Origin of the sequence: Pseudomonas sediminis (assembly GCF_039555755.1) — a bacterium.
GTDB lineage: Bacteria > Pseudomonadota > Gammaproteobacteria > Pseudomonadales > Pseudomonadaceae > Aquipseudomonas > Aquipseudomonas mendocina_D.
In genome coordinates, this window is sequence record NZ_CP154631.1 from 3912815 (window position 1) to 3925933 (window position 13119).

The following is a 13119-nucleotide window of genomic DNA, read 5'->3' on the forward strand; positions in this document are numbered from 1 at the left end:
CCCGTGCAACCCGAAGGGCCGGGCCTGTTTTGTCGCGATGCGGCGTTACTCGATGGCTCATTTGGGCGACCAAACTTCGCATCTCGCGCCTTGCCTCGCGACAAAACAGGCTCCGGCGCGACCGCGAATGAAACCGGAGCAGACCCTCGCAGTTTCCCCTTGTAACGCCGGCTTGTCACGGGCGCTACTCGCCTATGGTCGGGGTGACAGCCAGCGCAACAGAATGCGTTGCAAGTCTGCTCGTTTGAACGGCTTTGCCAGGTAATCGTTCATTCCCGCTTCCAGGCAGGCTTCGCGGTCACCCTGCAGGGCATTGGCGGTCAGGGCGATGATCGGCACCTGTTGGCATTGCTGGAGTTGGCGGATCTGCCGCGTCGCCTCGTAACCGTCCATCAGCGGCAGTCTGCAATCCATCAGGATGGCGGCGTAGTCGTGCTGGCTGCAGTTTTGTACGGCCTGCTGACCATCGCCGACCAGACTGACCTGATAGCCCAGGCTGCGCAGCATGGCTTCGATGACCGTCTGGTTGACCGGGTTGTCTTCCACCAGCAGCACTGCCTGGCCGTCGCCGCTGCTCAGGCTCTGATTGTCACTGCTTTGTGCCTGCTCGCTGCGGGCCAGAAAGGGTAAAGGTATCTCCAGGGTGAACACCGAGCCTTCGCCCAGTCGGCTTTCCGCGCGCAAGGTGCCGCCCATGCGCTCGGCCAAGGTGCGAGCGATCGGCAGGCCGAGGCCGGTGCCGCCGTAACGGCGGGAAATCGAGGTGTCGGCCTGCTGAAAGGCGTCGAACATGTGTTCCAGGCGCTCGTCGTCGATGCCAATACCGCTGTCGCGCACGGCGCAGGTGAACCACAGCACTTGGTCGTCCAGCTGCTGCCAGCGGGTTTGCACACGAATCTGGCCTTCTTCGGTGAACTTCAGTGCGTTGCCGATCAGGTTGACCAGAATCTGCCGGATGCGAGTGGGGTCGCCTTGCATCTCCAACTGCTCCAGGCCTGGCTGGTTTTCCAGCAGCAGTTTCAGGCCGCGTTGCTGGGCGCTGTGCTGGAACACCTGAACCGAACCCTGCAGTAGCTCCAGCAGGCTGAAAGGGATGGCCTCGAGCTCCAGTGCGCCGCGTTCGATCCGCGAGAAATCGAGGATATCGTTGATCACCTTGAGCAGGTGTTCGGTGGATTCGGTGGCCAGGGCGGCGTATTCGGTTTGCTCGTCATTCAGGCTGGTGGTTTCCAGCAGTTGCAGCATGCCCAGTACGCCATTCATCGGCGTGCGCAGTTCGTGGCTCATCATCGCCAGGAAGTCGGATTTGGCGCGGTTGGCCTGCTCGGACTCCTCACGCGCCTGGATCAGCTCGGCAATCGCCTTTTGCTGCTCGTGACCGCTCTGCTCGAGGGCGCAGGCGAGGTTGTTGATGTGCCGGGCGAGGTCGGTTAGCTCGTCATTACCGCGCTCGATCAGCGAAGGTCGATAATCGCCGCTCTGGATGCGTTCCAGAGCTTGGCTCATGGCGCTCAACGGCTGCGCCAGACGCCTGGCCAGGCGCCTGGCGAGGAGAAAGGTCAGCAGCAACGCCAGCAGCGACAGAATCCCGGCCTTGAACAGTATCTCCTGCTGGCGCGTGTTGAAGGTGTCGTTGGACATGCCCACTACCACCCGGCCCAGGTAGCCGTCGCCGAGTGTCTTGCCCAAAGGTGGCAGCGCTTGCGTGCGGGCAGGCTGGCCTTGCAGGCGAATGGGGGCCTGGAACACCTCGACTTGCGGCGTGCTATGGCCTTGTTCCTTGGGGCGTTCGACATACACCAGGATATTGTCGTCACGGTCGCGCACTTCGGCGAAGCGCACGTCGGGGGTGCTCAGGATGGCACGCAGCAGGCTTTCCAGTGTGTTGAGGTTGTCGTTGAGCACGCCGTATTCGGTGGCCGGCGCCAGTTGATTGGCGATCAGCTGGCCGATATGGCCCTGCTCCAAGCGCAGGTCCTGCAGGCGGGTGAAGGTGAGGAAGCCGGTCAGCAGCAGGGTCAGCAGCAGGGCCGGGCCGACACTGATCAGCTGGGTGCGGGTGTGAATGTTCCAGCCGCGACGCTGGTTCATGGCTCTACCATCCTTGGAAAGCGGCGCTGCTGCCTGACGAGAGGTGCAGGGTGGGGGCAAGGGGCTGCCTGTGGGCACGAATCGTCCTTGGCAATTAACGTCGATCCAGCATGTTAACCGACCCCACGCGCTTTGCCAGCGCCAGGTGTCTGCACTCTGCGGTAATTCTCGTTTGCCCCACCTAACTGACGGCCAGCGCTGAACTTTTGCCCTGGCCGGGCACTCTCGGCTCCGTATAATGCACGCAGACCGCCATTACCAATGGCCTCATTCGGAAGACCTATGACACAGCTCCAACCCATTGCCGTACTCGGCGGCGGCAGCTTCGGCACCGCTCTGGCCAACCTGCTGGCAGAGAACGGCCAGCGCGTCCTGCAATGGATGCGTGACCCCGAGCAGGCCGAGCAGATGCGCCAGAGTGGCGAAAACCCGCGCTACCTGAAGGGGGTCAAGCTGCATAGCGGTATCGAGCCGACCAGTGACCTCAGTGGTGTACTGCAGCAGGCCGAGCTGGTGCTGGTCGCATTGCCTTCCAGCGCCTTGCGCGATGCCCTGCAACCGGTGGCGCCACTGCTGGCAGGCAAGATGCTGATCAGCACCACCAAGGGCATCGAAGCCAAGACCTTCAAGCTGATGAGCCAGATTCTCGAGGAGATCGCTCCCGAGGCGCGTATTGGCGTGCTGTCCGGGCCGAATCTGGCCAAGGAAGTGGCTGATCACGCGCTGACCGCGACAGTGATCGCCAGTGAAGACGAAGAGCTGTGCTCGCGCGTGCAGCAGGCCTTGCATGGCCGGACCTTCCGCGTCTATGCCAGTGCCGACCGTTTCGGCGTCGAGCTCGGCGGCGCGTTGAAGAACGTTTACGCCATCATGTCCGGCATGGCGGCGGCGCTGGGCATGGGTGAGAACACCAAAAGCATGCTGATTACCCGTGCCCTGGCGGAAATGACCCGTTTCGCGGTCAAGCTCGGCGCCAACCCGATGACCTTTCTCGGTCTGGCTGGCGTCGGCGACCTGATCGTCACCTGTTCGTCACCGAAAAGCCGCAACTATCAGGTCGGCTTCGCCCTGGGCGAAGGCCTCAGCCTGGACGACGCGGTGCAGCGCCTTGGCGAAGTCGCCGAAGGGGTCAATACGCTGAAGGTACTCAAGGCCCGTGCCGAAGAACTGGACGTCTACATGCCGCTGGTCGCTGGCCTGCATGCCATCCTCTTCGAGGGGCGTACGCTGGCTCAGGTCATCGAATTGCTGATGCTCGGTGAACCCAAGACCGACGTCGATTTCATCCCCACTGCAGGTTTCTGAACCCGATAGCCAATCAAGGAGAGTGACTCATGAGCGATGAAAAGCAGGAGTTGGCGCGTGAATCGATTCTGTTGCGCATTCTGTGGATGGTGATCTTTCTCATCATCTGGCAGTTGGCCGAATTGCTGCTCGGCGCCGTGGTGCTGCTGCAGCTTGGTTATCGTCTGTTCTACGACGCGCCGAACGCCAGCCTGCTTGGCTTTGGCGACAGCCTCAGCCAGTACCTGGCGCAGATCGGTCGTTTCGGCACCTTCAATACCGATGAAAAACCTTGGCCGTTCGCCGATTGGCCAACGCCGCGTGCGCCTGAAGGCGAAACCGCGCACAGCATTCCTCCTGCGCCGCATCCTGTGCGCGATGAGGAGCCAAAGCTGTGAGGTTATGGCTGCTGCGCCATGGTGAGGCCGAGCCACAGGCGGCCAGTGATGCTGCTCGCGAGCTCACCGCTCATGGTCGCAAGGAAGTGCAGCAGGCCGCGGCTCAGCTCGCCGGCCGGCCGTTGACGGCCATCGTCGCCAGCCCCTATGTGCGTGCCCAGCAGACTGCCGAGCTGGTACGCAGCGAACTGGGGTTCACTGGCAAGATAAACACCGTGACCTGGCTGACGCCCGATAGCGATCCCCGTGAAGCCCTGAAGTATCTCGATGAGCGTGAGCGCGCAGAGGTGCTGCTGGTCAGCCATCAACCGCTGATTGGCGCGCTGGGTGGGCTGCTGGTACACGGTCACCGGCAGGAACCGCTGCCCATACGCACCGCCAGCCTGGCTGAGCTGGAAGGTGATATCCCGGCTGCCGGGCTGATGGAGCTTCTGGCGCTGATCCACCCCCGTTGACCCTTCGTTCTGTGGCGCCGCTTGTGGCGTCACAGCTGCGTCGTGCCTGGCCTGTCGCTTCTTGGCGGCAAATGTTCCAGGCGAGAAACATTTCTTAACTTGCACCTCTTTTGTCTGCGTGGAATATTCAACCAAGCAAGTGCTTGGTTGATTCCTACAAAAACAACAAAGGAGGAAGCCCTGTGGCTGATGCAATCCGTTTGCCGCTCGAGCTGTTTTACGAACGTGAAGCAAGGCACCCGAACAAACGCTACATGGTGCAACCTTTGGGGGGCGGCCAGCTGCTGGAGCTGAGCTGGGCCGATGTCGGTGAGCAGGCTCGTCGCGCAGCCAGTTGGTTGCGCAGTCGCGAGCTGCCACAGGGTAGCCGCATCGCCATCATCTCCAAGAACTGCGCGCACTGGATCGTTGCCGATCTGGCGATCTGGATGGCGGGCCACGTTTCGGTACCGTTGTATCCCAACCTGACTGCCGACTCGATGCGCCAGGTGCTGGAACATTCAGAAGCTGCTCTGGCCTTCGTCGGCAAGCTCGATGATTGGGCGTCGATGGCGCCGGGCCTGCCGCAGGGGTTGCCGACAGTCAGCCTGCCGCTACATCCGCAGGGCAGCTTCGACTACAGCTGGGATGACCTGCAGCGCAGCGCGCCTATTCAGGATGACCCCAAGCCCGCAGCCAACCAGCTGGCCACCATTATCTACACCTCAGGCACCACTGGCACGCCCAAGGGCGTGATGCACAACTTCTCCAATTTCGGTTTTGCCGCCAGCAACGCCATCAAGCTGTTCGGTGTGGGCGAGGATGATCGGCTGATCTCCTATCTGCCGCTGTGTCACGTGGCCGAGCGCATGTTCGTCGAGTTAGCGTCCATCTACGCGGGGCAGACGATCTTCTTTGCCGAGAGCCTGGATACCTTTCTGGAGGATCTCAAGCGCGCGCGGCCGACCGTGATGTTCGGCGTGCCGCGTATCTGGACCAAGTTCCAGATGGGCGTGTACAGCAAGATGCCGGCGCAGAAGCTCGAGCGCCTGCTGCGGCTGCCAATCATCGGCCATTTCATCGGTCGTAAGGTACTCGCCGGCCTTGGCCTGGACGCCATTCGCTACGCGCTGTCCGGCGCTGCGCCAGTGCCTGAAACACTGCTCAACTGGTATCGCCGCCTGGGCATGGAGATCCAGGAGGTTTATGGCATGACCGAGAACTGTGGTTACTCCCACGTCTGTTTGCCAGGCAAGTTCAAACAGGGCTGGATTGGCCAGAACAACCCGGGTGTCGAGGTGCGCATTGCCGAGGATGGCGAAGTTCAGGTGCGCAGTGGCGCGACCATGCAGGGCTACTTCAAGGACCCGATGAAGACCGCCGAGACGCTGACTGACGACGGCTTTCTGCGTACCGGGGACAAGGGCGAGCAGGACGCCGAAGGTAACCTGCGTCTTACCGGGCGTATCAAGGAAATCTTCAAGACCAGCAAGGGCAAGTATGTCGCGCCGGCACCGATCGAAAATCGCATCGGTGAACACTCGCGTATCGAGCAGGTGTGCGTGGTCGGCGACGGCCTGCCGCAGCCCATCGCTCTATGCGTGCTCTCCGATGTAGGGCGCCAGGAGGCGGCCAATGACAGCCGCGATGAGCTTGAAAGCAGCCTCAAGGCCTTGCTCGCCGAGGTCAATGGTCGTCTCGATCATCATGAGCGGCTGCAAGGCCTGGTACTGGTCAAGGAGGTCTGGGCGGTGGAGAACGGTTTCCTCACCCCAACCCTGAAGATCAAGCGCGCGGTTATCGAAGGCACCTACGGCGAGCGTTTCGCCGAATGGCAGCAGCGCAGCGAAGCCGTGCTCTGGCACGATTGAGTATCAGTGGGCCGGGCTGACCGGCCCGGTTTCAACGCACAAGGGACACGCTCATGGGATTGTGGCAACGAACGCCCGATATCGATGCACTCAACGCGACCTTGAAAAATAGCATCGGCGAGGTGCTGGACATTCGTTTCGACGCCTTCGACGACGAATCGCTCAGCGCCAGCATGGTGATCGACTCGCGCACTCATCAGCCATACGGCCTGCTGCACGGTGGCGCCTCGGTGGTGCTGGCGGAAACCCTCGGCTCCACCGCCAGCTACCTGTGCATCGACAGCAGCCGTTTCTACTGCGTCGGCCTGGAGGTCAATGCCAACCATCTACGCGGTTTGCGCAGCGGGCGCGTGCATGCAGTGGCGCGGCCAGTGCATCTGGGCCGCACCACGCATGTCTGGGATATTCGCCTGAGTGGCGATGACGGCAAGGCCAGTTGCATCTCGCGGCTGACCATGGCCATCGTGCCTCTGGGTGAGCAACCGCCGAAACTATAATTTTCGGCCTGCAATTTCATCCAAGATTTGCCTGATCCATGGCGCTACAGTACGCGCCATGGATCACATCACTCACATTCAAAGCAGCTTGCCCGGCGTTCGTCTGATCGACGCCGAGTACCGCCGCTTCGCCTTTCCTCGGCATTTTCATCTGGAATACCACGTCGGCCTGCTGATCCAGGGGCAGCATCGCTACGCCTATGGCGGTGAGCGCCGGCATGTCGGGGCAGGGGACGTGTTGTTGATGGCGCCGGAAGGGATTCATGACGGCGCCTGCCTCGATGGCCAGAGTTACCGCATTCGGGTGATGGCGTTCGATCCCTCCTGGTTGGATGAAGCCAGTCGCACCCTGAGTGAGGGGCGTCAAGGCGCGCCGAGACTGATCACCAGCAGTTTGCGTCACCCCCTGTTATCGCTGCATCTGCAGCGCTTTCACGCGGCGATGCTGGACGGCTCGCAACTGGCCCAGGAAGAAGCGCTCTGGCAGGCGTTGGCCCATTTGCTGGAGATGGGTTCGACGTTGCGTGTCAGCGAGCCGCATCGCGTTTTCGATCCGCGCACCTGGCAGCGGCTGCGCGACTGGCTGGAAAGTCGTCTGGACGATCCGCCTTCGTTGGATGAAATCGCCGCTTTCTGCGCCATGAGTCCGTGGCAGGCGTTGCGGCGTTTCCGCGAGCACACCGGCCTGCCACCGCATCAGTGGCTGACGCAGCTGCGTTTGCAGCGGGCATTGCCGCTGGTGCTGGCCGGTGAGCCTCTGAGCGAGATCGCCTTGCGCCTGGGCTTCTACGACCAGGCGCATTTCTCACGCTTGTTCCGCCGCACCTACGGTCTGCCACCGGCGCGTCTGCGTCAGGGCTGAGCCACTCACACATCGCGTTTTTCATGTTCCTGGAGATCACCATGCAGGAGACGTCCGTCTTGCTGTCGCTGGCTGCCGTGTTCGCGGTGGCCCTTATCAGTCCCGGCCCGGATGTGGCGCTGGTGGTGCGCACCGCCCTGCATCAAGGGCAGCGTGCAGGTTTGCTTAGTGCGCTTGGGCTAGCGTGCGGCATTCTTCTGCATGGCACGCTGGTGCTCAGTGGCGTGGCTTTGCTGCTCAGTCGCACCGAATGGTTGTTCGACCTGGTGCAGGTCGGCGGCGCGCTTTATCTGGGGTGGCTGGGCATTGGTGCGGTGCGGGCCTGGTGGCGCGGCGGCGCCGGGCCAACACGGTTGGAGGGCGAACTGGCGCCTTCGCTGTTCGGTCCCTGGCTGCGCGGTGTATTCACCAACCTGGGCAACCCCAAGGCACTGGTGTTCTTCCTGGCGCTGCTCAGCAGTCTGGTGCCGGCGGACATGTCGCTGCCCGGCAAGGTGGCCTGTGCTGCTCTGTTGTTCGGCCTGAGCCTGTTCTGGTTTGGCCTGCTCGGTATGACCCTGAGCCGACCGCTGATGCGTCAGCGGCTGCTGCAGGTGGCGCCGACCATCGACTTCGTTTGCGGCCTGGTATTTCTGCTGGTGGCGGCCAGTATCGTCGGACGTCTGCTGCTGTAGCTCTTACCATTGCGCCGCCATCAATGGCCGTTACGGTCATTGCCACTGCTGCGTAGCTGCCGGAGAATCCAGGCATATTCGCCTTCTCGAGTTTGATGCATGCCGCAGCCGGTCTTTTTCGCTCATGCCAACGGCTTTCCGTCCGCCACCTACGGCAAACTTTTCGCCGCGCTGGCGCCGGATTTTCAGGTGCAGCACCTGGAGCAGCACGGTCATGACTCGCGTTTTCCGGTCAATGACAACTGGTCGAATCTGGTCGATGAGCTGATCCATCATCTTGAGGACGGCGGCGAGCCGGTTTGGGGCGTTGGCCATTCGCTCGGCGGCGTGCTGCACTATCACGCCGCTTTGCTTCGCCCCGAGCTATATCGTGGGGTAGTGATGCTCGATTCGCCGGTGCTGACGCTGGCTGACCGCATGGTGATTCGCGCCGCCAAGCGCTTTGGTTTCATCGATCGCATCACGCCTGCCGGCCGTACCCTGGGGCGCCGCGAAGCCTTTGCCGATCTTGTCGAGGCGCGCGATTACTTCGCCGGCAAGAGCCTGTTCCGCCGCTTCGATCCCGAGTGTCTGGATGCCTATGTCAGTCACGGTCTGCAACGGGCGGAGCAGGGGCTGCGCCTGAAATTCGACCCGGCCACCGAGATCAGCATCTATCGCAGCGTGCCGCATACCTCGCCGGGTAGGCCGCAGCAGCTGGCTGTGCCGCTGGCCTTGGTGCGTGGCCGCCACAGTAGAGTGGTATTACCGCATCATGCGCATCTGCTGCGGCGCATGCCGCGGGCCGAATATCACAACCTGCCGGGCGGACACATGTTCCCGCTGGAGCGCCCTCAGGCGACTGCCGACCTTTTGCGTCAGCTGTTCACCCGTTGGGCTGGTAGCCAGGAGCAACGTGCATGAGCATGGGTTTCGAGGAAGTTCGTCTGAGTTTGCCGCATATCGAGCTGGCCGCTCATCTCTACGGGCCGGAGGACGGTGTGCCGGTGCTGGCGCTGCACGGTTGGCTGGATAACGCGGCGAGCTTCGCGCGGCTGGCGCCGAAGCTCGAGGGGGTGCGCATCGTCGCCCTGGACTTCGCCGGTCATGGTCACTCCGAGCATCGTTCGGCTGGCGCCGGTTACGCGCTATGGGACTATGCCTTTGACGTCCTGCAGGTCGCCGAGCAGTTTGGCTGGGAGCGATTTTCCATCCTGGGTCACTCCATGGGCGCGATCACTGCGGTGTTGCTGGCAGGGGCGATGCCGGAGCGGATCGCGCGCTTGGCGCTGATTGACGGGCTGGTGCCTTATACCGGTGAGGCCGAACAGGCGCCGGAAAAGCTGGGTGAAGCGCTGCGCGCCAGGCAGGCGCTCACCGACAAGCGCAAGCCGGTGTATGCCGAGATGGCGCGTGCTGTCGAAGCTCGTATGAAGGGCGTGGGGGCGGTCAGTCGTGAGGCGGCCGAACTGCTTGCGCAGCGAGGGTTGATGCCGGTGCCGGGCGGTTACACCTGGCGTACCGATAGCCGCCTGACTCTGCCGTCGCCGCTGCGTCTGAGCTGGGCCCATGCCCAAGCGTTCGTTCGCGCGCTGCAATGCCCGGTCAGCCTGGTGTTGGCGGAGCAGGGCATGATGGGCGCGCAGTCGGCCGTGCGCAGCTTGCTGCAGGATCTGCCGTTCGAGGTGCACCGTCTGCCCGGCGGGCACCACCTGCATCTGGATGATGAAGCCGGCGCGCAGCTCGTAGCGGATTGTTTCAATCCATTCCTGCGCTTGCCTTGACTTGCCTGCAGTCGTGGGGAAAGGTGTGGCGGTCTGCCATGGAGGATCGCATGATCGACCCGTTAAACGTCGCCAATCGCTGCTCAGCAAGCCCGTCTGCCGCTTCCCTTCAACAGGTTTCCACTCGATGACGGGGCGCATGAAGCTGTTCTCGGCAGCGCTTGCCACCTTTTGCAGTGGGGCCGTGCTGGCAGCCGATCTGCCTGGCAGTCGCGACCTTGAGGTATTGCCGCGTTTCCCCGCCAGTCACATCGTCGCCTTCAAGGAAGCGTCCGATGTCGAGCGCATCTACCCGCAAGGCTCCATTCGCCGCATCAGCGGGCGGTTGCGCTATGAGCGTGAGGTCCTGGTGCAGGGCCAGCACAGTGCGGTGACCTACGAGCTGCCGCGCACCCATAGTGCCGATCAGGTCTTCACCGAAGCGCGGGAAACCCTGCTGGAGAAGGGCGCGGAACTGCTTTACTGGTGCCAAGGCCGTGAGTGTGGCGCGAGCAGCTTGTGGGCCAACTCGGTGTTCGGTAATGCCACGCTGTATGGCTCCGACGACCAGCAGGCGTATGCACTGTTGCGCCTGGCCGAGCCGAACCACGAGAGCTTGCTGGCGCTGTACAGCATCACCCGTGGAAATCGCCGCGCTTATCTGCATGCCGAGCAGCTGGATGCCGAAGCTCCTCTGGGGGTATTGCTGCCGACGCCCGCGACCTTGCTGCGTCAGTTGCGTACCGATGGGCAACTGAAACTGCCCGACGAAGCCAAGGCCGACAGCGCCTGGGTGGAAGTGCTGGCGCGCAGTCTCAACCTCGACAGCACCTTGCGCGTCAGCCTCGCCGGTAGCCACGCCGAAGCCTGGCGCGAGGCGTTGATCGAGCAGCGTGTGCGCGAAGCCCGCCTGGAGTTGGGTGAAAGTTCGGATGAAACACTGAGCGTGCGTTTGTTGCGTTAAGCTAGCACTCGCAATCGCCATAACAGAGCGCCCGTAAGGGCGCTTTGTCGTTTCGTCGAAGGGAGTTTCGCTTGATGGCCACTAATGATCGTCTGCTGGTGCAGATTCTTCTGCTCGGCCTGCTGGCCGCCAGCCTCTGGGTGCTGGCACCATTCTGGTCGGCGTTGTTCTGGGCCGCCGTGCTGGCCTTTGCCAGCTGGCCGCTGATGCGTCTGCTGACGCAGTTGCTCAATGGGCGCATGTCGCTGGCGGCGGGCATCCTGACCGGCGTCTGGGTGATCATGGTGGCGGTACCGCTGGTGTGGCTGGGGTTCAACCTGGCTGACCATATCAAGGATGCCAACGCGTTGGTCAAGGATCTGCAGGTCGAAGGTCTACCGCCACCGCCAAGCTGGCTGGGCAGTATTCCGCTGGTCGGTGATCGCCTGGTGGAGCTGTGGCGCACCATCGATCAGCAGGGCGCAGCCTTCTTCGACACGCTGCGGCCCTATCTGGGGCAGGTTGGCAACTGGCTGGTGGCACGTAGTGCGAAGATCGGTGCGGGCATGGTCGAGCTGGCCCTGAGCCTGGTGCTGGTGTTCTTCTTCTACCGTGACGGGCCGCGCCTGGCGGTGTTCGTGCACAGCCTGCTGGAACGACTGATCGGCGAGCGTGCCGATCATTATCTGGAGCTGGTCGCTGGCACCGTGCAGCGGGTGGTCAACGGCGTGATCGGTACCGCCGCCGCGCAAGCCGTGCTGGCTTACATCGGTTTCGTCATCGCCGGGGTGCCGGGCGCCCTGGTGCTGGGCCTGCTGACCTTCGCCTTCAGCTTCATCATGATCCCTCCGCTGATCTGGGGCCCTGCTGTGGCCTGGCTGGTGTGGGAGGGCGAGATCGGCATGGCGATCTTCCTGGGTATCTGGGGCTTTTTCATCATCAGTGGGGTGGACAACATCCTAAAACCCTACCTGATCAGCCGTGGCGGCAACCTGCCGCTGGTGGTGGTGCTGCTCGGCGTATTCGGCGGCATTCTGGCCTTCGGCTTCATGGGCCTGTTCCTCGGCCCGACCTTGCTGGCGGTGGCCTACAGCCTGCTCAGCGACTGGGTGGCGGACAAGGCGCCGCCGGCTGAAGCAGTGGTCGATAAACCACTGCCGGGCGAGGAAACACGCGGCTGATCAGCCGCGTTCGCTTTCGTATTTATCGAGGGTGTCGCGAGCGATCTGCCGACCCAGCATGATCAGCTCCGGCGCCTTGTAGAACTCGAAGAAGCGGCAGGCACGCTTGGGCACGTTGATCAGGATGTCCGGCGGGTAGCCGGCGATCTTGTACTGCGCCAATGAGGTCTGCATCACCTCGAAGCTCTGGTTGACCAGTTCCAGTAGTGACGCTGGCCCGCTGAATTCGGCTACGCGTGAGCCGCTGGCGGATTTTGGCGCGGGTTCATCGTCCTCTTTGCGACTAGGCGCCGCGGCCGGGCTGATGTCATCGGCAAGGCCCTGCTCCTCGGCGAGCAGCAGGGTTTCGTCCTCGCTCTTGCGGCGAAAACTGGGCAGACGCGAGCCGAGCGACGTCATCAACTGGTCGATGCGCCCCTTGAGAGCGGCAGGCCGTTCGATCACTGGCAACTGGTAGTGATTCTGGTTGGTGGCGTTGAGGTTGACCGCGATGATCAGGTCGCAGTGGCTGGACACCACCGGGACGATCGGCAACGGGTTGAGCAGGCCGCCGTCGACTAGCATGCGCTTGCCCTGGATGACCGGGGTGAACAAGCTCGGGATCGCCGCCGAGGCACGCATCGCCTGATGCAGGCAGCCTTCCTGGAACCAGATTTCCTGCTGGTTGGTGAGATCGGTGGCGACGGCGGTGAAGGGGATGGCGAGGTTTTCGATATCCACGTCGCCAACGATTTCCTGAATGCGCCCGAACACGCGCTCACCGCGAATCGCACCGAGACGGAAGCTGACATCGAGCAGGCGCAGCACGTCGAGATAATCCAGGCTTTCCGTCCATTCACGGTATTCGCGCAACTTGCCGGCAGCGAAAATACCGCCGACCACCGCGCCCATTGAGCAGCCGGCGATGCAGCCGATTTCATAACCGCGCGCTTGCAATTCCTCGATCACGCCGATGTGCGCATAGCCGCGCGCACCTCCCGAGCCCAGCACCAGCGCCACTTTCTTGCTCATCGATAACTTCCCTCTGTGAAGGCTCCGACCTTACTCGGGCGCTGAGGCTCAGCCAAGGGCGCGTTTGCTAGAATCTGTCGGCTGACGCTTCGCAGGGGCGATGGGCTCGCCATCCGTTCGTCGGCGCCGGT

13 protein-coding genes are annotated in these 13119 nt (G+C 62.6%); 11 read left to right on the top strand and 2 right to left on the bottom strand.

The features are described 5' to 3' along the window. Positions 1-192: 192 nt before the first annotated feature. Entirely contained in the window at positions 193-2091 is a 1899-nt protein-coding gene (locus AAEQ75_RS18380) for a response regulator (protein WP_177432907.1), read from the bottom strand. Between the two features lie 282 nt (positions 2092-2373). On the opposite strand from AAEQ75_RS18380, the gene AAEQ75_RS18385 reads away from it, so the two are divergent. From AAEQ75_RS18385 to AAEQ75_RS18435, 11 genes are all read left to right on the top strand, one after another. Next, a complete protein-coding gene (locus AAEQ75_RS18385; protein ID WP_125836616.1) occupies positions 2374-3396 on the top strand; it encodes an NAD(P)H-dependent glycerol-3-phosphate dehydrogenase in 1023 nt (340 codons plus the stop codon). Between the two features lie 29 nt (positions 3397-3425). After that, entirely contained in the window at positions 3426-3773 is a 348-nt protein-coding gene (locus AAEQ75_RS18390; protein ID WP_106732157.1) for a DUF4389 domain-containing protein, read from the top strand. Further along, positions 3770-4228, top strand: coding sequence for a phosphohistidine phosphatase SixA (sixA, locus tag AAEQ75_RS18395; RefSeq protein WP_125836615.1), 459 nt, complete (start codon positions 3770-3772; stop codon positions 4226-4228). Before AAEQ75_RS18390 ends, sixA begins: the two co-directional genes overlap by 4 nt. 182 nt (positions 4229-4410) lie before the next feature. After that, entirely contained in the window at positions 4411-6078 is a 1668-nt protein-coding gene (locus AAEQ75_RS18400; RefSeq protein ID WP_125836614.1) for an AMP-binding protein, read from the top strand. A 53-nt stretch (positions 6079-6131) separates the two neighbouring features. Further along, complete coding sequence (locus AAEQ75_RS18405; protein ID WP_099523817.1) at positions 6132-6575, top strand: hotdog fold thioesterase; 444 nt, start codon at positions 6132-6134, stop codon at positions 6573-6575. A gap of 58 nt (positions 6576-6633) precedes the next feature. Next, the gene (locus tag AAEQ75_RS18410) at positions 6634-7437 is read left to right on the top strand and encodes an AraC family transcriptional regulator (RefSeq protein ID WP_106732161.1); all 804 of its coding nucleotides are present in this window, start codon (positions 6634-6636) and stop codon (positions 7435-7437) included. 41 nt (positions 7438-7478) lie between these two features. Next, positions 7479-8111: a LysE family translocator gene (locus AAEQ75_RS18415; protein WP_125836613.1), complete on the top strand. Its 633-nt coding sequence runs from the start codon at positions 7479-7481 to the stop codon at positions 8109-8111. A 99-nt stretch (positions 8112-8210) separates the two neighbouring features. Then, positions 8211-9014, top strand: coding sequence for an alpha/beta fold hydrolase (locus AAEQ75_RS18420; protein ID WP_099523823.1), 804 nt, complete (start codon positions 8211-8213; stop codon positions 9012-9014). Further along, positions 9011-9874, top strand: coding sequence for an alpha/beta hydrolase (locus AAEQ75_RS18425; protein WP_125879291.1), 864 nt, complete (start codon positions 9011-9013; stop codon positions 9872-9874). Before AAEQ75_RS18420 ends, AAEQ75_RS18425 begins: the two co-directional genes overlap by 4 nt. A gap of 139 nt (positions 9875-10013) precedes the next feature. Further along, positions 10014-10817: a DUF4892 domain-containing protein gene (locus tag AAEQ75_RS18430; RefSeq protein ID WP_343350034.1), complete on the top strand. Its 804-nt coding sequence runs from the start codon at positions 10014-10016 to the stop codon at positions 10815-10817. A 74-nt stretch (positions 10818-10891) separates the two neighbouring features. Beyond that, a complete protein-coding gene (locus AAEQ75_RS18435; RefSeq protein ID WP_343350035.1) occupies positions 10892-11977 on the top strand; it encodes an AI-2E family transporter in 1086 nt (361 codons plus the stop codon). On the opposite strand, the gene AAEQ75_RS18440 is transcribed toward AAEQ75_RS18435, so the two are convergent. After that, entirely contained in the window at positions 11978-12988 is a 1011-nt protein-coding gene (locus tag AAEQ75_RS18440; RefSeq protein ID WP_179576450.1) for a patatin-like phospholipase family protein, read from the bottom strand. Between the last annotated feature and the right edge of the window lie 131 nt (positions 12989-13119).

Excerpts from the sequence above, each read along its gene's own strand:
- AAEQ75_RS18430 (WP_343350034.1), top strand. The coding sequence starts at position 10,014 with ATGAAGCTGTTCTCGGCAGCGCTTGCCACCTTTTGCAGTGGGGCCGTG.
- AAEQ75_RS18440 (WP_179576450.1), bottom strand. The coding sequence starts at position 12,988 with ATGAGCAAGAAAGTGGCGCTGGTGCTGGGCTCGGGAGGTGCGCGCGGC.
- AAEQ75_RS18415 (WP_125836613.1), top strand. The coding sequence starts at position 7,479 with ATGCAGGAGACGTCCGTCTTGCTGTCGCTGGCTGCCGTGTTCGCGGTG.
- AAEQ75_RS18390 (WP_106732157.1), top strand. The coding sequence starts at position 3,426 with ATGAGCGATGAAAAGCAGGAGTTGGCGCGTGAATCGATTCTGTTGCGC.
- AAEQ75_RS18405 (WP_099523817.1), top strand. The coding sequence starts at position 6,132 with ATGGGATTGTGGCAACGAACGCCCGATATCGATGCACTCAACGCGACC.
- AAEQ75_RS18380 (WP_177432907.1), bottom strand. The coding sequence starts at position 2,091 with ATGAACCAGCGTCGCGGCTGGAACATTCACACCCGCACCCAGCTGATC.
- AAEQ75_RS18420 (WP_099523823.1), top strand. The coding sequence starts at position 8,211 with ATGCCGCAGCCGGTCTTTTTCGCTCATGCCAACGGCTTTCCGTCCGCC.
- AAEQ75_RS18425 (WP_125879291.1), top strand. The coding sequence starts at position 9,011 with ATGAGCATGGGTTTCGAGGAAGTTCGTCTGAGTTTGCCGCATATCGAG.
- AAEQ75_RS18410 (WP_106732161.1), top strand. The coding sequence starts at position 6,634 with ATGGATCACATCACTCACATTCAAAGCAGCTTGCCCGGCGTTCGTCTG.
- AAEQ75_RS18385 (WP_125836616.1), top strand. The coding sequence starts at position 2,374 with ATGACACAGCTCCAACCCATTGCCGTACTCGGCGGCGGCAGCTTCGGC.
- AAEQ75_RS18435 (WP_343350035.1), top strand. The coding sequence starts at position 10,892 with ATGGCCACTAATGATCGTCTGCTGGTGCAGATTCTTCTGCTCGGCCTG.